The 25074-nt window shown below is 51.7% G+C and carries 26 protein-coding genes; 7 read left to right on the top strand and 19 right to left on the bottom strand.

From position 1 onward, the window contains the following. Positions 1 to 78 precede the first annotated feature (78 nt). Entirely contained in the window at positions 79 to 2643 is a 2565-nt protein-coding gene (mutS, locus tag A0129_RS06845) for a DNA mismatch repair protein MutS (RefSeq protein WP_291713660.1), read from the top strand. Then, a complete protein-coding gene (locus A0129_RS06850) occupies positions 2640 to 3647 on the top strand; it encodes a metallophosphoesterase (RefSeq protein ID WP_291713601.1) in 1008 nt (335 codons plus the stop codon). Before mutS ends, A0129_RS06850 begins: the two co-directional genes overlap by 4 nt. Positions 3648 to 3667: 20 nt before the next feature. Here A0129_RS06850 and A0129_RS06855 read toward each other — a convergent pair whose 3' ends face one another. Beyond that, positions 3668 to 4216 carry an FKBP-type peptidyl-prolyl cis-trans isomerase gene (locus tag A0129_RS06855; protein WP_291713603.1) on the bottom strand — a complete coding sequence of 183 codons (549 nt, stop codon included), beginning with the start codon at positions 4214 to 4216 and terminating at the stop codon, positions 3668 to 3670. 100 nt (positions 4217 to 4316) lie between these two features. On the opposite strand from A0129_RS06855, the gene A0129_RS06860 reads away from it, so the two are divergent. Continuing rightward, positions 4317 to 5468, top strand: a complete 1152-nt coding sequence (locus tag A0129_RS06860; RefSeq protein ID WP_291713605.1) for a cupin domain-containing protein — start codon at positions 4317 to 4319, stop codon at positions 5466 to 5468. 238 nt (positions 5469 to 5706) lie between these two features. After that, positions 5707 to 5931, top strand: a complete 225-nt coding sequence (locus A0129_RS06865) for a hypothetical protein (RefSeq protein WP_291713607.1) — start codon at positions 5707 to 5709, stop codon at positions 5929 to 5931. A gap of 62 nt (positions 5932 to 5993) precedes the next feature. Here A0129_RS06865 and A0129_RS06870 read toward each other — a convergent pair whose 3' ends face one another. Genes A0129_RS06870 through A0129_RS06910 form a run of 9 tightly spaced genes read right to left on the bottom strand, consistent with a single transcriptional unit; the run spans position 5994 to position 13545 of the window. Then, positions 5994 to 6812, bottom strand: a complete 819-nt coding sequence (locus A0129_RS06870) for an MBL fold metallo-hydrolase (RefSeq protein ID WP_291713609.1) — start codon at positions 6810 to 6812, stop codon at positions 5994 to 5996. 5 nt (positions 6813 to 6817) lie between these two features. Next, a complete protein-coding gene (bamC, locus tag A0129_RS06875; protein ID WP_291713611.1) occupies positions 6818 to 7975 on the bottom strand; it encodes an outer membrane protein assembly factor BamC in 1158 nt (385 codons plus the stop codon). Positions 7976 to 7999: 24 nt separating this feature from the next. Further along, positions 8000 to 8878, bottom strand: a complete 879-nt coding sequence (dapA, locus tag A0129_RS06880) for a 4-hydroxy-tetrahydrodipicolinate synthase (protein WP_291713613.1) — start codon at positions 8876 to 8878, stop codon at positions 8000 to 8002. Further along, a complete protein-coding gene (locus A0129_RS06885) occupies positions 8879 to 9502 on the bottom strand; it encodes a bifunctional 2-polyprenyl-6-hydroxyphenol methylase/3-demethylubiquinol 3-O-methyltransferase UbiG (RefSeq protein ID WP_291713615.1) in 624 nt (207 codons plus the stop codon). Then, on the bottom strand, positions 9468 to 10505 hold the full coding sequence (trpS, locus tag A0129_RS06890) for a tryptophan--tRNA ligase (RefSeq protein WP_291713617.1): 1038 nt from the start codon (positions 10503 to 10505) through the stop codon (positions 9468 to 9470). Before trpS ends, A0129_RS06885 begins: the two co-directional genes overlap by 35 nt. Positions 10506 to 10511: 6 nt before the next feature. Beyond that, positions 10512 to 11168, bottom strand: a complete 657-nt coding sequence (locus tag A0129_RS06895; RefSeq protein WP_291713618.1) for a site-2 protease family protein — start codon at positions 11166 to 11168, stop codon at positions 10512 to 10514. Then, positions 11168 to 11824 (bottom strand): L-threonylcarbamoyladenylate synthase, encoded by a 657-nt coding sequence (locus A0129_RS06900; protein WP_291713620.1) that lies wholly within the window; start codon positions 11822 to 11824, stop codon positions 11168 to 11170. Before A0129_RS06900 ends, A0129_RS06895 begins: the two co-directional genes overlap by 1 nt. Positions 11825 to 11835: 11 nt before the next feature. Next, complete coding sequence (locus tag A0129_RS06905; protein WP_291713622.1) at positions 11836 to 12720, bottom strand: 3',5'-nucleoside bisphosphate phosphatase; 885 nt, start codon at positions 12718 to 12720, stop codon at positions 11836 to 11838. A gap of 15 nt (positions 12721 to 12735) precedes the next feature. Then, positions 12736 to 13545 (bottom strand): ferritin-like domain-containing protein, encoded by an 810-nt coding sequence (locus A0129_RS06910; protein WP_291713623.1) that lies wholly within the window; start codon positions 13543 to 13545, stop codon positions 12736 to 12738. Positions 13546 to 13624: 79 nt separating this feature from the next. Here A0129_RS06910 and A0129_RS06915 point away from each other — a divergent pair, with 79 nt between their 5' ends. Beyond that, a complete protein-coding gene (locus A0129_RS06915; protein ID WP_291713625.1) occupies positions 13625 to 14149 on the top strand; it encodes a gamma carbonic anhydrase family protein in 525 nt (174 codons plus the stop codon). A gap of 22 nt (positions 14150 to 14171) precedes the next feature. After that, positions 14172 to 15101 carry an Hsp33 family molecular chaperone HslO gene (locus A0129_RS06920; RefSeq protein ID WP_291713662.1) on the top strand — a complete coding sequence of 310 codons (930 nt, stop codon included), beginning with the start codon at positions 14172 to 14174 and terminating at the stop codon, positions 15099 to 15101. On the opposite strand, the gene ftsB is transcribed toward A0129_RS06920, so the two are convergent. From ftsB to A0129_RS06950, 6 genes are all read right to left on the bottom strand, one after another. Further along, positions 15098 to 15427 (bottom strand): cell division protein FtsB, encoded by a 330-nt coding sequence (gene ftsB, locus A0129_RS06925; RefSeq protein WP_291713627.1) that lies wholly within the window; start codon positions 15425 to 15427, stop codon positions 15098 to 15100. The genes A0129_RS06920 and ftsB overlap by 4 nt on opposite strands. Positions 15428 to 15473: 46 nt before the next feature. Then, positions 15474 to 16757 carry a phosphopyruvate hydratase gene (eno, locus tag A0129_RS06930; protein WP_291713628.1) on the bottom strand — a complete coding sequence of 428 codons (1284 nt, stop codon included), beginning with the start codon at positions 16755 to 16757 and terminating at the stop codon, positions 15474 to 15476. A gap of 48 nt (positions 16758 to 16805) precedes the next feature. Continuing rightward, positions 16806 to 17663 (bottom strand): 3-deoxy-8-phosphooctulonate synthase, encoded by an 858-nt coding sequence (kdsA, locus tag A0129_RS06935; RefSeq protein WP_291713630.1) that lies wholly within the window; start codon positions 17661 to 17663, stop codon positions 16806 to 16808. Between the two features lie 25 nt (positions 17664 to 17688). Further along, positions 17689 to 19335: a CTP synthase gene (locus A0129_RS06940; RefSeq protein ID WP_291713632.1), complete on the bottom strand. Its 1647-nt coding sequence runs from the start codon at positions 19333 to 19335 to the stop codon at positions 17689 to 17691. Positions 19336 to 19446: 111 nt separating this feature from the next. Further along, a complete protein-coding gene (locus A0129_RS06945) occupies positions 19447 to 20091 on the bottom strand; it encodes a 3-oxoacid CoA-transferase subunit B (protein ID WP_291713634.1) in 645 nt (214 codons plus the stop codon). A 12-nt stretch (positions 20092 to 20103) separates the two neighbouring features. Then, positions 20104 to 20808 carry a CoA transferase subunit A gene (locus tag A0129_RS06950; RefSeq protein ID WP_291713636.1) on the bottom strand — a complete coding sequence of 235 codons (705 nt, stop codon included), beginning with the start codon at positions 20806 to 20808 and terminating at the stop codon, positions 20104 to 20106. Positions 20809 to 21019: 211 nt separating this feature from the next. Here A0129_RS06950 and A0129_RS06955 point away from each other — a divergent pair, with 211 nt between their 5' ends. Then, positions 21020 to 22672, top strand: a complete 1653-nt coding sequence (locus tag A0129_RS06955; RefSeq protein ID WP_291713638.1) for an electron transfer flavoprotein-ubiquinone oxidoreductase — start codon at positions 21020 to 21022, stop codon at positions 22670 to 22672. Between the two features lie 55 nt (positions 22673 to 22727). On the opposite strand, the gene A0129_RS06960 is transcribed toward A0129_RS06955, so the two are convergent. The 3 genes from A0129_RS06960 to nuoN all read right to left on the bottom strand — a co-directional run bounded on the left by A0129_RS06960 (position 22728) and on the right by nuoN (position 25071). After that, positions 22728 to 23156: a hypothetical protein gene (locus A0129_RS06960; protein ID WP_291713640.1), complete on the bottom strand. Its 429-nt coding sequence runs from the start codon at positions 23154 to 23156 to the stop codon at positions 22728 to 22730. 86 nt (positions 23157 to 23242) lie between these two features. Further along, complete coding sequence (locus A0129_RS06965; RefSeq protein ID WP_291713641.1) at positions 23243 to 23545, bottom strand: DUF2818 family protein; 303 nt, start codon at positions 23543 to 23545, stop codon at positions 23243 to 23245. Positions 23546 to 23586: 41 nt separating this feature from the next. Next, positions 23587 to 25071 carry an NADH-quinone oxidoreductase subunit NuoN gene (gene nuoN, locus A0129_RS06970; protein ID WP_291713643.1) on the bottom strand — a complete coding sequence of 495 codons (1485 nt, stop codon included), beginning with the start codon at positions 25069 to 25071 and terminating at the stop codon, positions 23587 to 23589. Between the last annotated feature and the right edge of the window lie 3 nt (positions 25072 to 25074).

Below are 25074 nucleotides of genomic sequence, written 5' to 3' on the forward strand. Positions count from 1 at the left end.
CAAACAGGAACCCAGTTGAGCAAACAAGCGAGTACAAATCACCAGGCCGCATCACAGGCGTTTGAAAGCCACACGCCAATGATGCAGCAGTACCTTACGCTGAAATCCGAATACCCCGATAAACTGCTCTTTTATCGCATGGGCGATTTTTACGAGCTGTTTTTTGACGATGCACAACTGGCTGCACAGCTTCTCAGGATTACCCTGACCCACCGAGGCCAATCGGCGGGTCAACCCATTCCGATGGCCGGTGTGCCTTTTCATGCGGCAGATCAATACCTTGCCAAACTTGTGGCGCTAGGTCATTCAGTAGCGATCTGTGAGCAAGTGGGAACACCTGGTGTTAACAAAGGCCCCATGGAACGCAAGGTTGCCAGAGTAGTCACTCCGGGTACACTCACCGAATCCACCTTATTGCCCGACCAGGAAAACAAAACACTGCTTAGCTTGTTTTCTGAGGACGGCAAGTATTGGGGAGTAGCTTGTCTGGCACTGTCTGCGGGTTCAATCCGTTTGCTGGAATGCGACTCTAGCGCGCTGTCGGCCCATTTAAGTCGTTTTAATGCTGCCGAGGTGCTCGTGAATAACCGCACATGGGCGCAGCAAAGCCAAATTGCGGCCTGTATCGAACGTCCCGCCTGGCACTTTGACGCAGGTTTTGCCCAGACGCATCTGCAAACCGTGCTGCAAGCAGCCAACCTGGCAAGCCTCGAATTGCATAACGCCAAACTGGCCGTGCCAGCCATGGGCGCAGCTTTGCAATATGCCAAAGAAACGCACCTCAGTATTGAAACCTTCAGACACGTGTCCGATATTCAGGTTGAACACGAGCAAGACTTTCTGGTGCTGGATGAGGCCGCGCGCCGCAACCTGGAATTGACAGAAACATTGCGAGGCGAGCCTGCACCCACGCTGTTCTCGCGCATTAACCGCACTGGTAGCGGCATGGGTGCCAGACGTCTGCGCCAATGGCTGCTGGAACCTCTACGCAACCTTGCCCACATTGAAGCACGACAAAACAAAATACAGCACCTGCTCTCCACCCTGGGCCAAGCACCCGAGCCGGCCTGTTTCAGCCTGGTAAAAACATTGCGTGCAATGGCCGATATTGAACGTATCAGCAGCCGCATTGCCATGCAAACAGCCAAACCTCGTGATTTGTTGGCACTGCGGGAAAGTCTGCAGGCACTGCCGCAGGTTACCGAGCTCATCGCTGATTTTGGCAACGGCGAATTCAACGCCGCCTTGGAAGCACTTCAAGCACCACCCGAGCTATTGGCTGAATTGATGCAAGCCTTGGCGGAGAACCCGCCAGTACTGATTCGAGATGGAGGCGTAATTGCTGACGGTTACCACACCGAACTTGACGAGTTACGAAACATTCAAACCGGCAGCGGGCAGTTTTTAATTGAACTGGAAAAACAGGAACGCGAGGCCACCGGTATTTCCAACTTGAAAGTTGAGTTCAACCGGGTGCATGGTTTTTACATTGAGGTCAGCAGTTCTCAGGCCGATAAGGTGCCCGCGCACTACATTCGCCGGCAGACCATGAAAAATGCCGAACGCTACATTACCGAGGAATTAAAAGCCTTCGAGGAAAAAGCGCTCTCCGCAAAAGACAAAGCACTGAACCTAGAAAAAGTGATCTATGAAAACCTGATGGCGTGGCTGGGGCAATTCACACCATTTTTGCAGCGCTGTGCGCGTGAATTGTCTGAACTCGATGCCATGGCGGCCCTGGCGATTGTGGCTTTCGAGGCAAATTGGGTGCGTCCGCAAATGGTGCCGCATGCCCTGCTGAACATTCAGCAAGGCCGTCACCCAGTGCTCGAAGTACAAGTGGAACAATTCACACCGAACGACTGCGCCTTGCACCCCGGCAAACACATGGCGCTGATCACTGGGCCCAACATGGGCGGTAAAAGTACCTATATGCGCCAGACAGCGCTCATTGCGCTATTGGCTCACATGGGCAGTTTCGTACCAGCAACCAACGCGCAAATTGGCTTGCTTGATCGTATTTTTACGCGCATTGGCGCATCGGATGACCTTGCAGGAGGTCGCTCAACCTTTATGGTGGAAATGACCGAGGCCGCAACCATTGTTCGGCAAGCCACACCTCAAAGCCTGGTCATCATGGACGAAATTGGACGTGGAACCTCAACTTTCGATGGTTTATCTCTGGCTTGGGAAATCGCAAAGCGCTTGGCCAACACCAACAAATGCCTGACCTTGTTCGCCACACATTACTTTGAAATTACCGCGTTGGGTCATGAACTTGACAGTGTTTTCAATGTGCATTTGTCAGCCACCGAACATCAAGGCAAGCTGGTATTTTTGCACCGCATTGAAGCTGGCCCTGCTAGCCAAAGTTACGGCCTGCAAGTGGCCAAGCTTGCGGGCTTGCCCGCCTTGGTGGTGAAAAATGCACAAAAACGACTTGACCAGCTCGAGGCTGATAAACGTGCCATGAACGCCCAGGTGGATCTGTTTGATATGCCAACTCAGGAAGCGGCCGAGCAACCAGCCAGTGCTCAACACGTCAACCTGATTCTTGAAAAACTCAACGAAATTGACCCGGATGAACTTAGCCCGCGTGAAGCATTGCAGTTAATCTTTCAATTGAAAGGCCTGCAAACATGAATCTTCGCCGCGCAGCCATCAGAGCCTGTGCGGCCGCCTTGGTCACTTTCATTGCGGCTGTCCAAGCCAGCCCCCGGCAAATCACCTTCAGCTTTGCACTGATTGGAGATCAGCCTTACAACAATTTCTTCGAGCCGGCCACTGAAAGCTTGATTCAACACATTGGGAATCAACCCGATATTCACTGGATTTTGCACCTCGGCGACATCAAGGGTGGCAACGAGCCTTGCACCAACGAATTGATAGAACGTCGCATCGCGCAACTGCAAAGAAGCGAAATACCCTTGGTGTATGTACCCGGCGACAATGAATGGACCGATTGCCACAGGCCGTCCAACGGAAATTTCGACAGCCAAGAACGCCTGAGCTTTCTTCGACAGCAGGTATTTTCTGATCCAAGGTCGCTGGGTAAAACCAACTTTCGGGTTCGACAACAAGCCAGCCATCCCTATCCCGAAAACCTGATGTGGCAACAAGGCAGTACACTCTTCGTGAGTTTGAATGTGCCAGGCAGTAACAATGACTTGCTCAACCCAGAATCGAGAAAGACCACCACAAGTAAAGCAATGCAACTGCTGCTGGCGCGCGAACGGGCAATTGACGCATGGTTGAACGAGGCAGAGGCCTTGTTTTTGGATGAAAGAACGCGTCCCACCGAAACTGTCATTGCCATTCAAGGCAATCCAATCGACGGCTCAGGTGGCGATGACATCAACCCCAAAAAGAATGGCTATGCACGCTTCATGGAGCGGCTTGTAAAATACATCAACACCACAAATCGACCAGTGCTGCTGGCCCACGGCGACACCCATCGGTTCAAATGGGACAAACCCGGCCTTCAGAAATTTGGGGGCACCCCCCACACGGATTTTTTATTTTACCGGGTCGAAGGATGGGGGCATCCCTTCATGAATACTTGGGTAAGGGTTACCGTCAATCAAGGCCAGACAGCGCCATTTGAAGTCAGCAGCCAATCGATGCCATCCCCTGCTGCGGGCAACTAGGATAACGATTGGCTCGAATTTCAATTAAGCTTGCGCGCGTCCGGGTTCGGCGCGATGCTGAATAGCGATTGGGCTGCGGCACCCTGCGCTTTTTCTTCGTCGTTCGCTGCACGAATATCCAGCACTTTCAAATGGTAGCGCAAGGCCATGCCCGCGAACGGGTGGTTGCCATCCAAGACCACCTTGCCCTCTGCAATGTCAGTCACCGTCCACACGCGACCAAAGCCGGTGTTTTCCTCGTTCGCCTGCTCATCGGGTTCGTTCTCATCATCCACAGGCACCTCTTCAAGCTGCATACCGATTTCGAGTTCTTCGCCAAACATCTCGATGTCTTCAACACGCATCAGTTCCGGATCGAAGTCACCGAATGCTTCATCTGGCTCGAGTTGCACAAATACCTCGTCACCCACGGCCTTGCCTTGCACCGCATCCTGAAGTTTGGGAAACACCTCATTTTCACTGCCATGCAGGTAGATAATCGGCTCGCCACCGTGTTCCTGAATCAGTTCACCCTGCGCATCACGCAGCTCAAAATCAAGGGTTACCACCGTGCCTTGCTCAACAATCATCGTACATAACTCCAGAAATCAGCGCCCGAATCGCGGGCAGTCTTTTAAGGTGGCCTATGATACCCGTAATCGATAAATCACCCAAATAAAGCCCCTTTAGATGATCAAGCCCCTCACCCACATCGCCACTCTGTCCGTGGAAAAATTCATGACCGAGTATTGGCACCTCAAGCCATATTTGTTTCGTCAGGCATTTCCTGATTTTGAACCACTGTGCGATTTCGACACCATCGCCGAGATGGCCTCGGATGAAGACATCGAAAGCCGGCTTATCCAACACACCAAAACCGGTTGGACTCTTGAACATGGTCCCTTTGATGAACTGCCATCGATGAGGAAAAAGGCATGGACGGTGCTCATTCAGGGCATCGACCACCACCTGCCTGAAGCGTATGACCTGCTGCAACTATTCCGCTTCATTCCCGACGCACGCCTTGATGACGTCATGTTGAGCCTGGCGAGCGACGGTGGTGGTGTGGGCCCACACTACGATTCCTATGATGTTTTTCTACTGCAAATGCACGGCAAACGGCGCTGGAAAATTGGTCCTTTGCCGAACAAAGAACTTGAAGAAGGCGTGCCACTGAAAATTTTGAAGAACTTTGAGCCCACCGAAGAGTTTGTACTCGAGCCGGGAGACATGCTTTATCTTCCCCCGAACTATGGGCACGATGGCATTGCCGAAGGTACCTGCTCAACCCTGAGCATTGGTTTCAGAGCTCCCACGCAAGCAGAGGTTCTCAGCGGCATATTGCGAGACATGGCTGATCAAATTGATCAAGACCCCACCATGACTCAAACGCTGTTTTCTGACCCGGCCCGTGGGCTACAGAAAAACCCGGCAGAGATTCCTGACGATTTGCTGAATTTTGGATTTAATTTGATTCAACAATTTTCAGCGAAATCGCCCCAAATCCAGCGCAGCATTGGGATTTTGCTCACAGAACCCAAGCCACATGTGTATTTTGTAAACAACACCGAAGATCAAGAAATACACGAAATTATTAGTGTTCTCGGTGAGCGTGGCATCGCATTAAGCATGAAAACTAAAATGTTGTTCAAAGATGCTGTTTTCTACATCAACGGCGAAGCTGTCAACCCGGTCAGTGCCCTTACCGTTAAACAGCTGCAAATGCTCGCAAACCAGCGCGAAATGGAGCCAATCGACGCTGCAGAGGCTTTAAAAAATCCTGAATTCCAGTATTTTTTAATTGGTTTTGCAAAAGCCGGTTGGGTAGAAACCCTAATGTGATTAATTTCATTTAGAATTTGAAACGACTCGGCAAAGTCAATAGAATTTTGCTTCGAAAATAAGGTCGAAACAATGACTTGAATTTGACAGGCTATTCGATAGAATTTGCAGAGTTTTCCGCTTGAGTGCTTGAACACCCAGCAGGAAAATGGGTGATTCTGGGTTCTCTTGTGAGCCTATTTGCTCTAAAAAAGACGCTTGAATCGGCGTCTAGTTCGTGACCCCAAAAGGAATAAACATGAAAAACTCAATTTTGATCGCATCTTTGTTTGCAGTTGCTTTGGCCGCTTGTGGCAAGAAAGAAGAAGCAGCTCCTGTTGAACCAGCAGCACCAGCTGTAACTGAGCAAGCTCCTGCAGCAACTGAGCCAGCCGCTACAGAACCAGCAGCAACTGAGCCAGCCGCTACTGAGCCAGCCGCTACTGAGCCAGCAGCAGCCCCAGCTGAAGAAGAAAAGAAGTAAATTCTTTTCGCTTGTCAAAGCGATTTGAATGAAAAAACCCCGGATGAAAATCCGGGGTTTTTTTATGCCGCTATTTGCCGCATATCAAGGGTAGTCCAGCCAAAACCTTCAGTTTGGCAAGCAATGTCAAACCCGATTCCACGTGGGGTTAGCACCTCAGCCCACAGTTTTTGAACCAACTCGGGGCAATTTGTGGTTTGGCTCAAATGGGCCGCCACGACAAACTGTAAATTTCCCGAATCAAGCTGTCGAAGAATGTCACAGGCCACCTGATTGCTGAGGTGACCGTAATCACCACCTACCCTTTTTTTCAGACTAGGTGGATAAGGCGAATTGGACAGCATATCCGGGCAATGGTTGGATTCCAGTATCAAGGCATGTGCACGGTTCAACATACTGACCAGATGCGGCGTGGAGCTTCCACAATCAGTCAGAATACCGGTCACAAAGCCTGACGTTGATTCGATCAACATCTGGATGGGTTCGGCCGCATCGTGGGGAACCGGAAATGGATGCAATGTCAGATTTTTCACGCGAAACGGAGAGTGGCTGTCGATTAACATCACCCGTCCCGATTGCAGGTAATCTTCGTCGGTTAATCCAGACCGCAATGCAGCTCGCCAGGTACCGTGGGTCAAATACACCGGCGTTCCAAACTTTCTGCTGAATTTGAACACCCCCCCGATGTGATCGCCATGTTCATGTGTCACAACGATCGCATCGACATCCTCGGGAGCAAGGCCCACGCGATTCAGGCGACCCACAGTTTCCTTGACGGCGAAACCGCAATCCACCATCAGGCGCGCAGGCGTCTCAGTCAGCCTGCATTCAAACAGCCAACTGTTCCCTTCACTGCCACTGCCCAAACTCGCAAAACGCACACCAATTACCTGAGCTTTTCGGCCAGCTTGGTCGCAGCTTCCTCAGAGATTGCAGCGTCCACCGCCGCCCCCCGTTCAGACGTAAACTTTACAGATGTGGATTTGTTGCCCTCGGGCGCGACAACCACCTGGAATCGTTGATCCGCTTTCAAGGATTTGTCATCCGCGGCACCTCCGAAAATTTTTCCAAAGAAACCCGTTTTCTTTCCCTCAGCCGAGGCTGAATCAGGAATGTACTTCACGTAGTACACACCGTTGGAACGATCACGATCTTCGACGATAAATCCGGCGCGATCCAGGCCAAACCCTACTCGACGCCACGCCAAAGGAAAGTCCTCCGCCAGAATAATCGAAGTGCCTTCTGGCTTTTTCTGAACCGATATAAGCTCTTGACCCACGGGGCGTCCAGCCGCTTCAGCAGCCTTTTCATCTCCAGTCAGCTTCGCCATCAAACGGTTCAGCATCTCCGCCTCCAACTCTGGATCAGAGGGACGATTCATCCACACCAAATTGGATTGCGACTGATCCGTGTAGTTTTCTTCCATGCCACGGTGAGTAACGAAAATTTCAACGCCGCCCTCAATAGGCTCTACACGGGTGCGGTAACGATCTCGGGTATTGCTGGAGTAAATGCCGTCAAATACAGTACCAATTACCTTACGCAAACCGTCCAGTGGAATATTTGCACGGTTTTCCGCCCAATTGGTTTCCATCAAACCAATTTTCGGATCATCCACAGCCAGCTCAAACCCAGTGTCCTTCCAGAATTCGCGTAATTTGGGCCACAGCTGCTCAGGGGGCATTTTCACTTCCAGAGAACGCAAATTGCCCACCCGTTTGATTTTTACATCATCGGAGGAGACCAATACCGGCTCGGCCTGTGCCTGTGGACGTGCACCCGCTGGACGGGCGCCGCCACCGCTGTAAAAGGACGAGGCGGAGACCGAACCGGAACCAGACTCTCCCGGAATCAGGAATTGCTCATCGGCAGACTGTGCTGTCAGATCGGGCGGCACCTCAAGGCCCTGCTCACGCTTTTCAGCAGTGCGGTAAGCCGTCTTCTGTCCTTCCACAGCCTCTTTGTAAGAGGCGCAGCCAGCGGCAGTGGATACGGCCGCTGCGATCAGCAACAGCTTGAAAGGGGTCATCTTGTTCAATTCCATGTGTTTCACAGCCTTAAGTCGTCTTTAGTCGATCAACCGGTGCGCACGCAAGGCGGCGTCCACGGTTTGGTGAAAATTGGATTCCAGTCGGGTCAAAGGCAAGCGCACACCGGGTGCCATTTTGCCCATTTTGCTCAATGCGTACTTCACGGGAATTGGATTGGCCTGTACAAACATGGCCTGATGCAAATCCAGCAAGCTCAAATTTAACGTGTGAGCAGTTTTTGAATCACCTGCAATGGCCGCGGCACATAACTCATGCATCAACTTCGGGGCCACGTTGGCAGTCACTGAAATATTGCCTTTTCCACCCATCAGCATCAAGTTCACTGCTGTGGGGTCGTCACCGCTGTACACGGCAAAATCGGGTGAGGTGTCGCGAATCAACCAAGCTCCGCGCTCAAGGTTGCCTGTGGCCTCCTTGATACCCACAATGCCATCTACCTGGCTTAGGCGAACCACCGTTGAATGTGCCATGTCGGCCACCGTGCGGCCAGGTACGTTGTACAAAATTACTGGCAAGTCAACAGCCTCAGCAACCTTGCGCATGTGCAAGTAAATGCCTTCCTGGGTCGGCTTGTTGTAATAAGGCACGACTTGAAGACTGGCTGCAGCACCCACTTTGCGGGCAAATTCGGTGAGCTCAATGGCCTCAGTGGTTGAATTGCCGCCGGTACCCGCAATAATCGGGATGCGACCAGCTGCCTGCTCAACCGCTACACGAATCAATTCGCCGTGCTCTTCCACGTCCACTGTAGGTGATTCCCCAGTGGTTCCAACCGCTACAATCGAGTCGGTGCCTTGTTCAATATGCCAATCAATGAGCTGACGATAGCTGTCATAGTCCAGCGATCCGTCTTCAAACATCGGCGAAACAATCGCGACAATGCTGCCAGTGATCATTTAGTCCCTTTGAGTGAGTGTTATTGTTCCAGATTGTATCTCAGACCAAGCGCCTGTAATGCCCATGGCCCGTTGAATCATTGCAGGGCTTGGAACCCTTCTCAACCCCTGTTCAAAACGCAGAACGTTCAACGAAGACATACGCGCCAACAATTCGCCCGGCTGCAGTAAAAACTCTGGACTGCGAGGTGAGCCAAACTGCGCATTTCCTTCCATGAATGTTTCATACACCAAGACTGCATTGACTGACTTCAAGTTGACCAAAAGGTTCTCGAAATGAGGCCGATGCAAATAGTTGGTTACCACAATCAGGTCATATTGCTGCCCAGCCAGCGGCCAGTGATCCTGCTCCAGATCCATGGCCTCAAAATGCACGTTGACCGGCCATTCGGTGGTCGGTGTGTGCTTGTCTACCGCGTGCACGGAGTAACCCAAACCCGATAGATACAAGGCATGACGCCCGCCCCCACAGGCAAGATCAAGTGCCCTCGAACCTGGTTTGACAAGACCCGAACCTAGCAGGCTTTCAACACACTGGCGAACCCATGGCGAGGGCGCCATGAGCGGATTGGCGTGATCAGCAGCCATGTCAGGAATAATCCAGTCCCATGTGCTTGCGCACATCCTGCATTGTGTCGTTGGCCATCGCACGCGCACGTTCACAGCCTTCGCTGATGATTTTTCGCACCAATGTCGGGTTGTCGGTGTACATTGCTGCCCGTTCGCGCATGGGCGTCAACTCGTCGGTAACTGCCTGAATAATGGGCTCTTTGCATTGAATACAGCCAATGCCTGCCGATTTGCAACCTTCCTGCACCCACTGCTTGGTGCTGGCGTCTGAATACACCTCGTGCAATTGCCAAACAGGGCATTTGGCGGGATCACCCGGGTCGGTGCGGCGCACGCGGGCCGGGTCCGTTGGCATTTTGCGTACTTTCTGGGAAATGTTCTCGGGTGTTTCCCGCAAGGCCAGGGTGTTTTGGTAGCTCTTGGACATTTTCATGCCGTCCAACCCTGGCATCTTGCTGGCCTCGGTCAGCAAGGCTTTGGGTTCCAGCAAAATCGGCTTTCGGCCAATTTCAACACCTTTCGCATCCAGCAGTTTTTCCTTGCTGTAAAAATGATTGAAGCGCCGCGCAATTTCGCGGGTCAGCTCAATGTGCGGCACCTGGTCTTCACCCACTGGGACTTGTGTGGCGCGGTAAATCAGAATGTCAGCGGACTGCAACAAGGGGTAGCCCAAAAAACCATAGGTGGCCAAGTCTTTATCACTGAGTTTTTCTTGCTGGTCTTTGTAGGTGGGCACGCGCTCAAGCCAGCTCAAAGGCGTATTCATCGACAACAGCAAATGCAGTTCAGCATGCTCAGGCACCTTGGACTGAACAAACAATGTGGCCTTCTCGGGGTCAACGCCAGCAGCCAGCCAGTCAATCACCATGTCCCACACATTTTCCTTGATGACTTCCGGGGTTTCATAATGCGTGGTCAGCGCATGCCAATCGGCCACAAAAAACAGGCAGGGAAACTCGTTCTGAAGTTTCACCCAGTTTTTCAACACACCATGGTAATGGCCAAGGTGCAACAAACCGGTTGGGCGCATGCCCGACAATACGCGTTCAGGAAACATGGTGACTTAAAAATTAAACAAAAGGGTTAACACACTCAACCCGGCGCTAACAATGGGCTGGATGAACATGGGCAAAATACCCAGCATCAAGAGTGCAATGAGCACGATCATGCCATAGGGCTCAGTACGGCTGAAACTGTAGGCTGCAGAACTGGGCAGGAAGCTGAACAGAATTCGTCCGCCATCCAGCGGCAGGATTGGCAGAAGGTTCAAAGCAGCCAAGACCAGGTTCACTACGATTCCGGCCTTGGCCATTTCGGCAAAAAAGGGCTCGTTCAGCCCGGTGACAAACTGCAGTTTCAGGCTAAGTGCCCATATCAGGGCCATCACAAAATTCGCGCCGGGCCCAGCGAAAGCCACAAAACGAATGTCTTTTTTCGGATTGCGCAAATTGCCAAAATTCACCGGAACAGGTTTGGCCCAGCCAAACAGAAAGGCACCAATGCCCATCAAGCTTGAGGACACCAGAATTGCAATCGGCACCAGAATGGTTCCCACCAGGTCGATGTGCTTGATTGGGTTCAAGGTAATGCGACCCGCATACATGGCAGTGTTGTCGCCATACATTCGCGCCACGTAACCATGTGCCGCCTCATGTAGCGTAATGGCAAAAAGCACGGGCAATGCGTACACCGCAATGGTTTGAATAATGCCTGCGTCCATCACAGCTCTTCCTGTTCTTCAACATTCACGGGTTCCAAAGGACCTGTCAGTGGTCCAGCCCCAATTCGCACCACCACGGGTTCTTCACTGGTCCAATCAATCACGGTGGTCGGAAATGCGCCGCAGTACTCTCCGTCGTCCACAATTAAATCTACATCGTTACCCACGGCTTCCTGGGCCTCCCAACCGCTACGTGCAGGTTCATCCATACCCGGCAATTGCAGCGTGGTGGCAATCAACGCGCCTTCAATGTGTTCAAGCAAGCCCTGCACTACTGCGTGTGCAGGTACGCGCAACCCAATCGATTTCTTCGAAGGATGCGATACCCGCTTTGGTACTTCTTTTGTAGCCTCGAGAATAAAAGTATACGGCCCGGGAAACACCGACTTCAGCAAGCGGTATTGAACATTGTTCACCTTGGCGTAACTGCCCAGTTCACTCAAATCCTTGCACAGCAAAGCCAAATGCTGCTTCTCTGAAATACCCTTCAACCTGCGCAGGCGTTCAACGGCGTTTTTATCATCCAGGTGGCAAACAAGTGCATAACAACTGTCTGTCGGGATTGCCGCAATTCCACCTGAATTGATCAAGTCGGCAGCCTGTTTGCACAAACGCGATTGTGGGTTTTGAGGATGTACGTTGAATAACTGCGCCAATGGGTATCCTGTTAGCTGAACAACTTGCCCCAATTATCCCAGATTGGCACGCAGCCGTCGGGCAACCGGGGTAATTCACCCAAATTAACCCTGGATTCAGTGGGGCCGTGAAAATCTGATCCGCGCGATGCCTTCAAGCCAGATCGAACAGATTTCCGCGCATAGGTGGCGTACTGATCGATAGTGTGGCTGCCCGTGACCACCTCAATTCCCACACCACCCATTTTGACAAACTGCTCAACCAGTTCATCCATCTGCATGGGGCTCAAATCATAACGGCCAGGATGCGCAATGACAGGCAAACCATTTGAATCGAGAATCCAGTCGACCGCCTGCTTCAAGCTGGCCCATTCATGGGGTACGTAACCCGGTTTGCCCGGGGTTAGAAAACGCTCAAACACTTCGCGAATATCAGTACACACCTTGCGCTCAACCAAACAACGGGCAAAGTGGGTTCGGCTAATCAGGTTGGGGTTGCCCACATACTTCAAGGCACCTTCATACACATCTTCGATGCCCACCTTTTCGAGTTGCCGCGACATTTCCATGGCTCGTTCGGTTCGCCCGTTGCGCACGCTGGCCAAACCCTTCTCAAGCGGCGAATTCTCGTACTGCACATTCAAACCCACAATGTGCAAGGTTACCGCGGACCAGGTCACCGAAATTTCCACACCAGGTACAAAAATCATGTTGTGTTCAGCTGCTGCTTTTGCTGCTCGCGCCAAACCACCCACCTCATCATGATCGGTCAGGGACCAGATCTGCACTCCGTTGGAAGCGGCGCGTGCCGCGAGCTCTTCCGGGGTCAAAGTGCCATCTGAGGTGGTGGAATGACAATGAAGATCCGCATTGATCAAATGCGGGTCGCTCCAGTCAATTTGTGCTGCTGTACTCATACGCTTGCAATCCACTTATTGGGCGGATTGCTCCAATTCAACTTGCATCAACCAAGCCAACTCTTCTTCAGAAAAACCAGCCTGTGCGCGGGCCTTGAAATTGAAGGGAGAACGGGGCTGTGGGGCGGTGTACTCGCGCAAACAACCCTCGAAGGCTTCAAGAGGCTCACGGTTTTCATTGTTGCACACTTCATTGAACCAGCGATTGCCTATCGCAACATGGCCAATTTCATCGCGCAAAATAATGTCCAACACCTCGGCACTATCAATGTCACCAGCCGCCGCAAGCTTCTCGCGAATGGCGGGTGACACATCCAACCCGCGCGCCTCCAAAAGCCTCGGCACCAAGGCGAGTCGAGCCAGCAAGCTGCCTTTGGTCTTTTCAGCCATCTGCCAAAGGCCATCATGGGCAGGATAGTCTCCATAACTCAATCCATATGCCCTCATTCTGTCGCACAACAAGTTGTGATGGTAAGCCTCCTCCTTGGCCACTTTCAACCAATCGAGATAAAACTGATCGGGCATGGAGGAAAAACGAACCAGCAGGTCTAGGGCCAAATTGATTGCATTGAACTCAATGTGGGCCAGCGAGTGCAATAGCATGCCCCGCCCCAGCGGCTGATTGACTTTGCGTGTGGGCACGCGTGCCGGGTGTACCAGCTCCGGTTTGTCGGGGCGGCCCACACCCGGTGAAAACTCCGCCTCACCGCCAATTGGCAGGCCTTCATCAATCGCCAAGACCAGACACACTTTTTCCACGGAGTTTTTACACTCCAATGCCTGCAAGGCGGCCTGTCTCAAAGTTTGTTCCAGTTCACTGCCCATAACCACACTGCACAAGGGTTCGATGCATGTTATTTTAAGGCAAACACACCATGGCAACACCCCGACTCAGGAGACAATCGTGGCCAAGTACAAAATCAATGGCGAAGCCCCCACCGTCCACTCCAGCGCGTATGTGGCTGAAATGGCCAGCATCATCGGCAAAGTGCAACTTGATGAGAACACGTCGGTCTGGGATTTCGCAGCGATCCGAGGTGACAACGAATTAATCCACATCATGGCGGGAAGCAATGTACAGGAAGGCGCTGTGCTGCACACTGACATTGGTTATCCCATGGTGGTTGGAAAAAACGTGACAGTTGGACATCAGGCGTGTTTGCACGGCTGCACTATCGGTGAAGGCAGTTTGATCGGAATTCGTTCAGTGGTACTGAACGGCGCAAAGATCGGAAAAAACTGTATCATCGGCGCCGGCGCCTTGATCACAGAAGGCAAGGAAATTCCCGACCGTTCGCTGGTGGTCGGCTCGCCCGGAAAAGTGATTCGAACCCTGAACGACGATGAAGTGGCCCGCCTGATAGGTGCTGCCTTCTACGTGCAAAAAGCCAAGCTGTTCAAAGAAACACTTGAACGAATTGACGATTAAATCTTGCCCTTATTTTGTATCCATGACCGACACACTACGAACACTGATCTTTGATCAATCCAGTTGCCGAGCGCACTTGGTTCATCTTTCCAAAGCCTGGCAACAAGTGGTCAACAACAATGATTATCCGAAGCCGGTTCAGCGAGTATTGGGTGAACTGGTTGCGGCCAGCGCCATGCTTTCAGCGTCGCTGAAGTTCGAAGGATCGCTGATTATTCAGATCCAGGGCGACGGACCCATTCGTTTGCTGGTGGCAGAGTGCAATAGTCGCCTGGGTTTGCGTGCCACTGTCAAATTGCTTGAAGGCACCGACATCCCCGAGGATGCGTGCTTTAAAGATTTGGTCAATGCGACTGGCAAAGGCATATGCGCAATCATTCTCGACCCCCGTAACCGTCTACCGGGTCAAGCCCCCTATCAAGGCATTGTGCCGCTTTCAGGTACCTCCGTTGCCGATTCGCTTGAAGCGTACATGCACAGCAGCGAACAATTGGAAACCCGCCTAATTCTCAATTCAAACTCCACCACTGCTGCAGGCGTCATGCTTCAACAAATGCCACAGCATGGCGGTGTTGTTTCAAACAAAGAGTTTGACGCCGACGGCTGGGACCGACTGAAAGCCTTGATCAATACGCTGCAGGCTGAGGAGCATTTGACTACCGACACCGATGAATTGGCCAAACGTCTATTCTGGGAGGAGGACCCGGATGGACTGGCAGAACGCCAAGCGCACTTTGAATGCTCCTGTTCTCGCGAAAAGGTGGGGAGAATGCTGGTGACCTTGGGACAGGCCGAATTGAACGAAGCCCTGTCAGAAAACCCTACGGTCGAAATTCAGTGCGACTTCTGCAACGCCAATTACTCATTCACACGAGCTGATTGCGAGGCATTGTTTACCGAGACCTCTCATGAGGACGCCTCACAAAACCCCCAGCCACCCACCTTGCATTAATTTGAGGTTTCTGCAGCTGCACCAGGTTGTGTGGCTGCGGGTTGACCGCGCGGCTCAATCAACTGAATAAACACTTCATCTTTCTTGATCATGCCGAAATCATTTCGGGCACGTTCCTCAATGGCCTCAACCCCTTCACTTAAACTGCGTACATCGCCCTCAAGTTGTTGATTGCGCAAACGCAACGCCTCATTGACCTGCTTTTGCTGTTCAAGCTGATCTTCGAGGTCGCTGACGCGCAACATCCCGCCTTTGCCAAACCACAGTGGGTATTGAAGCAAAATCAGCAGGGCAAAAAGGACAAGTGAAATCAGCCTGGGGTTCATATACAAGAAGGCCCCGCACTGCGGGGCCACCTTCGATTAATATCGATTAATCCAGGTTATAGAAGGCTGAACGGCCCGGGTAGTAGGCAATGTCACCCAAATCCTCTTCGATACGCAACAGCTGGTTGTATTTGGCGATCCGATCGGAACGGCTCATCGAACCAGTCTTGATCTGCATGGCATTGGTACCCACCGCGATGTCAGCAATGGTGCTGTCTTCGGTTTCGCCAGAGCGATGAGAAATAACCGCTGTGTAGCGAGCACGCTTGGCCATCTCAATGGCAGCAAAGGTTTCAGTCAAAGTACCGATTTGATTGATCTTGATCAAAATGGAGTTGGCGATTTTCTTTTCGATGCCTTCGGCCAAAATCTTGGTGTTGGTTACGAACAGGTCATCACCCACCAACTGCACCTTGCGGCCCATGGTTTTTGACAAATAAGCCCAACCGTCCCAATCGTCTTCGGCCATGCCGTCTTCGATCGAAATGATTGGATATTTGTTGCACCAACTTTCCAGCAAATGCGCAAATTCTTGTGAACTCAGTTCCATGCCCTCGCCGGCCAGCTTGTACTTGCCGCCCTTGTAAAACTCGGAGGCTGCACAATCCAGACCCAAGGCTACTTGCGTGCCTGGCTCGAAACCGGCTGTTTCAATCGCCTGAATAATCATCTGAATGGCCGCTTCATGGTTAGCCACTGAAGGCGCGAAACCGCCCTCATCGCCAACGGCTGTCGACATGCCTTTGTCATGGATAATCTTCTTCAGTGCATGGAACACTTCTGCGCCATAGCGAATTGCTTCACGGAAGGATGGGGCACCCACTGGCAGGATCATGAACTCCTGCAAGTCAAGATTGTTGTTGGCGTGCGCACCACCATTAATAACGTTCATCATGGGCACTGGCAGGCTCATGCCACCCATACCACCGAAGTAACGGTACAGGGGCAAACCAGTTTCTTCAGCTGCCGCTCTGGCCACTGCCATGGAAACCGCCAAAGTAGCGTTGGCGCCCAAACGGCTCTTGTTGTCTGTACCGTCCAGGTCAATCAGGTTTTGATCCAGAAACACCTGCTCTTGCGCATCCAGACCCAAAATGGCTTCGGAAATCTCGGTGTTGATGTTTTCAACCGCGCGCAACACGCCTTTGCCCAAATAACGAGACTTGTCACCGTCGCGCAATTCCACAGCTTCGCGAGTACCAGTAGAAGCGCCGGAGGGCACGGCCGCCCGGCCCATTGCGCCACTTTCCAGCAACACGTCACATTCAACGGTGGGATTGCCGCGAGAATCAATAACCTCACGACCAATCACATCAACAATTGCGCTCATAGTTTCCTCTTGGATGGATTAAATTCTGTTTTGAACACTCGACCTGTTTTATTTCATCAAGTCTGTTTCGGCCAATGGACCAGACTTCACCAAACGGTCCAGTTCTTGCAAAGTGGATAGCAAGGCTTTCATGCGGGGCAAAGGCCAGGCGTTGGGGCCATCTGACATCGCTTTTGAAGGGTCAGGATGGCTTTCCATAAACAGACCCGCCACGCCCACCGCAACAGCAGCACGCGCCAGCACAGGCACAAATTCACGCTGACCACCACTGGCTGTGCCCTGCCCGCCCGGCAACTGTACGCTGTGCGTCGCATCAAACACGACCGGACAACCTGTGTTGCGCATGATGGCCAGACTGCGCATGTCGGAGACCAGATTGTTGTAACCGAAACTTACACCCCGCTCACACACCATGATGTTCTTGCCATCACCGCCGGCTTCAATAGCGGCAGTTCGGGCCTTGTCAACCACGTTGACCATGTCGCCGGGCGCCAAAAACTGGCCTTTCTTGATGTTCACTGGCTTGCCACAAGTGGCCACAGCCTCAATGAAATCGGTTTGACGACACAAAAACGCAGGGGTTTGCAATACATCCACCACACTCGCCACAGCAGCAATTTCTTCAATTGCATGGACGTCTGTCAATACATTGACATTCAGCGATTTCTTGACATTGGCCAGAATATCAAGCCCTTTGTCCATACCCAAACCACGAAAGCTTTTGCCTGAGCTACGGTTAGCCTTGTCATATGAGCTTTTGTAAATAAAAGGTACACCCAGTGACTCGCAGATTTCCTTGAGCTGGCCAGCCGTGTCCATGGCCATTTGTTCACTTTCAATCACGCATGGGCCAGCGATCAGGAAAAAAGGTTTATCCAAACCCACTTCAAAATTGCATAGTTTCATGAGGTGTCCTCCTGTTGGGTTCAGCTTATAACGCTTTGGCCAATTTGTGGGCCAAAGCCGCCCTGACATAGGCCAAAAACAAGGGATGACTGTCACGTGGGGTGCTGGTGAACTCAGGGTGAAACTGAACGCCAAAGAACCACGGGTGATCCGGCAACTCCATGATTTCCGGTAAATCCTCAGTTGGAGTACGGGCGGAAATTCGCAGCCCCGCCTCTTCAAGCTGAGGTACATAGTTGTTGTTCACCTCATAACGATGACGGTGACGCTCATTTACTTCGGGGCCATAAATGGATTCAGCCAAAGTACCAGGCTTGATTGGACAACGCTGTGAACCCAGGCGCATGGTGCCGCCCAAATCGCTTTGGTCGGATCGAAGCTCGACTTTACCTGTGCTGTCTTTCCACTCGGTGATCAGGGCCACCACTGGCGTATCGGCCAGGCTGTCAAATTCGGTCGAGTTGGCTTTGGGCAACCCCGCGCAATGTCGCGCAAATTCAATCACGGCCAACTGCATGCCCAAACAAATGCCCAAGTAAGGCACCTTGTTTTCTCGGGCATATTGAATCGCCTTGATTTTGCCTTCCGTGCCGCGCTTGCCAAAACCACCGGGCACCAAAATGGCATCCAGCTTCTTCAAACTTTCAGTACCGTGGGCTTCAATTTCCTCGGAGTCGATGTAATTGATGTTCACCTTGGTTCGTGTGTGCAAGCCAGCATGATTCAAGGCTTCGATCAGGGATTTATACGACTCGGTCAAATCGACGTACTTACCCACCATGCCAATGGTGATGTTTTGCTCGGGATTTTCCTGCGCATATACAATTTCGGCCCACTTCGACAAATCTGCGCGAGGTGCTTCGATGTTCAGCTTTTCCAACACAATGTCATCAAGCTTTTGGGCTTCCAGCATGGCTGGAATCTTGTAGATGGTGTCAGCATCCCAAACCGAAATAACCGCTTCCAGTTGCACATTCGAGAACATGGAAATCTTGGCACGTTCATCATCCGGGATACGGCGATCAGCGCGACAAAGCAATGCATCGGGATAAATACCGATTTCGCGTAGCTTTTGTACGCTGTGCTGGGTAGGCTTGGTTTTTAATTCACCAGCTGACGGGATAAACGGCACCAGTGTGAGGTGTACAAAACAAGCGCTGTTTCGCCCCAAACGCAGGCTCATTTGTCGAACCGCCTCCAGGAAAGGCAATGACTCAATGTCACCCACGGTACCACCGATTTCAACTATGGCCACATCGGTTTCACCACCCCAAGCGGCGCGCGCACCTTTCTCAATGAAAGCCTGGATTTCATTGGTAATGTGGGGAATCACCTGCACGGTTTTGCCAAGATACTCACCACGTCGCTCTTTGCGCAGCACAGACTCATAGATCTGCCCTGTGGTGAAGTTGTTTGACTTCTTCATTTTCGTGGAAATGAAGCGTTCGTAATGACCCAAATCCAGATCGGTTTCAGCGCCGTCTTCAGTGACGAACACCTCGCCGTGCTGGAAGGGGCTCATGGTGCCTGGGTCCACGTTGATGTAGGGATCCAGTTTGAGCATGGTGACTTTCAGTCCGCGACTTTCAAGGATCGCGGCCAAGGATGCTGCGGCAATACCTTTGCCAAGGGACGAGACAACCCCGCCAGTAACGAATACATATTTGGTCATAGTGCCAGGCGGCGCTCTGTTCGGCGCTCAGTAGGGCGCACAATTGGGCAAATCGTGCGCTGTTTGAAAGCAGAATTATAACCTGAGCGCGCTTGGTCCATGCCAGTGATCTTAACTAAACTTCAGTTCGCACCCTGTTTTTTCTTGGAGTTCTTCTCTAGACACGCCGGGAGCAAGTTCAAGCACTTGGAGACCTTGGGGGCCGACATCCATCACCGCCAAGTCAGTAATAATGCGGTTGACCACGCCTTTACCCGTCAAAGGCAGCGTGCATTCGGGCAAAATTTTCAGGTCGGTGGTGCCGTCCTTTTTGCGAGCCACATGCTCCATCAGCACAACAACGCGGGACACCCCGGCCACCAGATCCATGGCACCGCCCATGCCCTTCACCAACTTGCCGGGAATCATCCAGTTGGCCAAATCACCCTTCTCGCTAACTTGCATGGCTCCCAAGATGGCCAAATTAATATGCCCGCCACGAATCATTGCGAAAGATTCCGAGCTGGAAAAAAATGCTGATCCATCCAGAGTGGTCACCGTTTGTTTGCCTGCATTGATCAAGTCTGCATCGACTTGCGCCTCGGTCGGAAAGGGTCCGATTCCCAACAATCCGTTCTCACTTTGCAGCATCACATCCATGCCCTCTGGAATGTGATTGCTGACCAAGGTAGGCAATCCAATGCCCAAATTCACATAAAAACCATCCTGCAATTCACGCGCTGCGCGTGCTGCCATTTCATCGTGATTCCACGCCATTTGTTGTTCTCCTTATTGTGCCGAGGTCGCCAGAGTACGTTTCTCAATCCGCTTTTCAGGATTGGCGTTCAAAACCACGCGCTGTACATAAATCCCTGGGGTGTGAATAAAATTGGGATCAAGCGCCCCAACCTCGACAATTTCCTCAACCTCGGCGATTGTAAATTTCGAAGCCGCTGCACATTCGGGATTGAAATTGCGCGCGGTAAGGCGATAAATAAGGTTGCCCGAAGTGTCTGCCTTCCACGCCTTGACCAATGAAATATCCGCCTTCAGACTGTGTTCCAACACATAGTTTTCACCATTGATCACCCGGGTTTCCTTACCCTCGGCAATCACTGTTCCAAAGCCAGTTTTGGTAAAAAATGCGGGGATACCAGCCCCACCAGCGCGAAGTTTCTCCGCCAAAGTACCTTGCGGCGTGAATTCCAGTTCCAGTTCACCACTGAGATATTGCCGCTCAAATTCCTTGTTCTCGCCCACATAGGACGAAATCATTTTGCGAACCTGACGAGTTTCCAGCAATCGACCCAAACCGAATCCATCAACGCCTGCATTGTTCGAGATCACCGTCAGATCTTTTGCGCCAGATGCTCGCACGGCTTCGATCAGCGCCTCCGGAATACCGCACAACCCAAATCCGCCCACGGCCAGCGTCATTCCATCTTTGATCTTGTCGGCCAATGCCTCTGCTGCGCTGGCCGATACCTTGTTCATCCCCATGTCCTGATTCCCTTTACTTTGAATTTGTGCCCATAGTTTAACTTCTCGACACCCACAATTTTATTGCTGCATCGCACAAAAGCAAGTTTCTCAGACTAGAGATCAAAGTCAACTATTTTTTCCCGATATGCAATAAGCTTTCGGCTTAAAATCAAAGCTGCACCTCGCTGTAGCACCCGCGACAAACTTTAAGGAGACGCACCCAATGTCGGCTGTAGAAAGAGACATGATGGAATACGACGTAGTGGTAGTTGGCGGAGGCCCCGCTGGCCTGTCCACAGCCATTCGCCTGAAACAAGTGGCTGCAGAAAAAGGCCAGGAAATCAATGTGTGCGTATTGGAAAAAGGCTCGGAAGTGGGCGCACACATTTTGTCAGGCGCGGTCATGGATCCACGCGCAATTACCGAATTGTTTCCCGACTGGAAAGAACGCGGTGCGCCACTGAACACCGAAGTCACCGAGGACCAGTTTTTGTTTCTCACCGAAACCTCCGCCAAAAAAGTGCCCAACGCGCTGCTGCCTGAATGTTTTCAAAATCACGGCAACTATGTGATTAGTTTGGCCAACGTCGTACGCTGGCTTGGAGAACAGGCCGAGGCGTTGGGCGTTGAAGTATTCCCTGGCTTTGCTGGCGCAGAAATTCTGTATGACGACAAAGGTGCCGTGAAAGGTGTTCAAACAGGCGACATGGGTATCGGCAAAGATGGTGAACACACCCACGCTTATCAGCCTGGCATGGAACTGCATGCCAAATACACCGTGTTCGCTGAAGGTGTTCGCGGCCATTTGGGTAAGCGTGTGATCGAGAAGTTCAATTTGAACGACGGCCGTGACCCTCAAGTCTATGGCATTGGCTTGAAAGAACTGTGGGAAATCGACCCTGCCAAACACAAACCGGGTTTGGTGATTCATTCTGGCGGTTGGCCTCTGGACTCCAGCACCTACGGTGGTTCTTTCCTGTACCACCTTGAAAACAATCAGGTGGCTGTGGGTTTTGTCGTAGGCCTGGCCTATGAAAACCCATACCTTTCACCGTTCGAAGAATTCCAACGTTACAAAACACACCCTGAAATTCGCAAGTATTTCGAAGGTGGCAAGCGTATTTCCTACGGCGCGCGCGCAATCGCTGCGGGCGGACTGATGAGTTTGCCCAAGTTGGTGTTCCCTGGCGGCGCCTTGGTGGGCTGTGATGCCGGCTTCTTGAATGCATCACGAATCAAAGGCTCACACGCGGCCATCAAGAGCGGCATGCTGTGCGCCGATGCGATTGCTGACGCACTGGCCCAGGACCGTGCTGGCGACGAGCTGGAAGCCTATCCAAAGGCATTCCACGACTCTTGGCTGTTCGACGAACTATACCGCGCCCGTAACTTCAAGCAATGGATGAGCAAAGGCCTGTATACCGGCACCATGATGGTGGGTATCGAACAAAAACTGTTCAAGGGCAAGGTACCTTGGACTCTGCACCACAAGCATGCGGATCATGAGTGCCTTCGTCCCGCCTCGGAGTTCCAGCCGATCAACTACCCGAAACCTGATGGGAAAATCACGTTTGATCGCTTGAGTTCGGTGTTTATCTCCAACACCAACCACGAGGAAAATCAGCCCGCACACCTCACGTTGAAGAATGCGGATGTGCCGGTCGCAACAAACCTGACTACCTACGCAGGGCCGGAGCAGCGCTACTGCCCTGCCGGTGTGTATGAGTATGTGAAAAAAGAAGATGGCAAAGATCAGCTGCAGATCAACGCTCAAAACTGCGTGCATTGCAAAACCTGCGACATCAAGGATCCCACACAAAACATTGTGTGGGTGACACCAGAGGGTGGCGGCGGCCCCAACTACCCCAATATGTAACTGAGCTGCAAAAACGCCGACCCTCAAGTCGGCGTTTTTGTTTGGGAAACAGCAATCAAGACGCGAGCTCGTCAGTCGTTTCGTTCAGAAGTTTGAAATTTTCATTTGCGTCAATCTCAAAGGTATATTCTCCTTTGAGCAAATCAGTCACGTAAGCGAACCTGCCATTGACTGTTACGCCGTCCAACGTCAATTCGTAATAGCAAGCCGCGGGCTGCCCACACCCTAGTTCAAACAGTCTGCGACTGGTTTTCTCGTTGATCCAGTCGACCGAATACTTTTGATCAGCAATGTAAACGGTGATTGGCTTCCATTGCGTTTCACAGAAATTTTCGATCACCTGAGCCCCTGTCGACTTGTAGACCAATTCACAATCCGTCTTGGCAAGAAACTGTAATTTTCGGGTTGTGGCTTCAGGTGAATTTGTGCAGGCGCCAAATACAAATACTGCAGGTACAACAAGTCCAGGCAGCAAACGTTTCATAACTGGATTTCCATGAATACACGTTTACCTTGAACGCAACAGAGGAATGAAAGGAATACAGGCAAAGCGACAGTGGCAGGCCTCGATTAACCTTTTGGTGAACGCCACAGGAAGCGGTAAACAAAACCCGGAAATGCAAACACCAGAAACAGACAAGCAGTGAGTGCGTAAAACTCCCAACGCTGTGGGGTTACCTGGCTCAAACTACCTTCAATGGCAAATCCGATTAAACCCACAATAAAGTAACCAGCGATTACTTCAAGCACTCGGGTCCAACCGCCCTTTTTCGCCACAGGCAGAATACCCATCACTCGGTTGCTCACAAAAGGCAGGTTCGCAAACAGCAAGGCCAAGCCAAACAACAACCAATGCCCAATCGTCTGCGTCAAAACCTACCTCCTGTCAATATTCAAAGAATTGAAACTATCAATCAACCAGCAAGTGTTTGCTGAATCGCCGTCATGCAATACGCCATCAAAGGTGCAGGCAAGAGGCCCAGCAAGATGACTGCCAAGCCATTCAGGCCCAACACAGCGCGGGCATCATTGCCCATCACAATTTCAGTTTCATCCGAAGGGACTTCGAAATACATCGCCTTCACCACTCGAATGTAATAGAAAGCACCCACAAGGCTAAACATGACGGCATACACAGTCAGCCACACTTGACCCGTGGCCAACAAGGCTTTCAGTACTGACAGCTTGGCGGCAAAGCCCACCATGGGTGGAATACCCGCCAATGAGAACATCAACAACAGCATAATCAAAGCCAGCCAAGGGGCACGCTTGTTCAACCCTTTCAGATCGCTGATGTTTTCGACCTCAAAACCTTTGCGGGACATCACCATGATCACACCGAAAGTACCCAGCGTAGTCAGTACATAGGTAATGCTGTAGAACATAGCAGAAGAATAAGCCTGAGCTGCATTACCCGTGTCTTGTCCAGTAACGCCAGAAAGAAAACCAAGCAACATAAAACCCATTTGCGCAATGGTTGAATAGGCCAACATGCGTTTCAAGCTGGTTTGTGCAATCGCGGTCAGGTTACCAATCGCCAGTGATGCAATCGCCAACACCATCAGCATGTTTTGCCAGTCAAATGCCATCACAAACAAACCATCAACCAACAGACGCATCAACATCGCAAATGCAGCCAACTTGGGAGCACCACTGATCAGCAAAGTGGAAATTGACGGCGAACCCTGATACACGTCGGGCACCCACATGTGGAAGGGAACCACGCCCAGCTTGAAGGCCAACCCGGCCACCAGAAACACGATACCGAACACGAAAATGATGGATTTCTGACCGGAAACGGCCGCTGTGGCAGCAAACGCGATATCAGAGTGGTTCAACGACCCTGTAGCACCATAAATCATGGACATGCCGTACAACAGGAAACCTGAAGCCAGAGCGCCAAGAACAAAATACTTCATCGACGCCTCGGTTGCACGCACATTGTCACGCTGCATGGCCACAGCCGCGTACAAGCTGAGCGACAAAAGCTCAACACCCAGGTACACCAGCAACAAGTTGTTGGCGGAAATCATGATCATCTGCCCCAACAAGGCAAACAAGACCAAAGCATGCAATTCACCCTTGAACATGTCACGGTCTTTGGCGTAGTTCGCACCTACAATCAATGTGAAAGCGATTGCCAGTGCAGAAAAACCTTTCAGTACCAGAGCCATGCTATCGGCGATGTACATGTTGTTAAATGCCAGTTCGGTTCCAGCTGTGGGCACTTGCGCCAGGCAATACACACCAAGACCGATACAGAACAAGACCACAATGTTGTGCAGCATCGGCAAAATGCGGCCCTTGGTCACGCTGTCAGCAATCAGAAATGCACAGGCGAAAAGTGCCAGGGCAATTTCAGGAATAGCGAGTGAGAGATTCATCTGATCCACGAACATTCC

It is taken from the genome of Limnobacter sp. CACIAM 66H1 (genome assembly GCF_001601825.1).
In the GTDB taxonomy this organism is placed as follows: Bacteria; Pseudomonadota; Gammaproteobacteria; order Burkholderiales; family Burkholderiaceae_B; genus Limnobacter.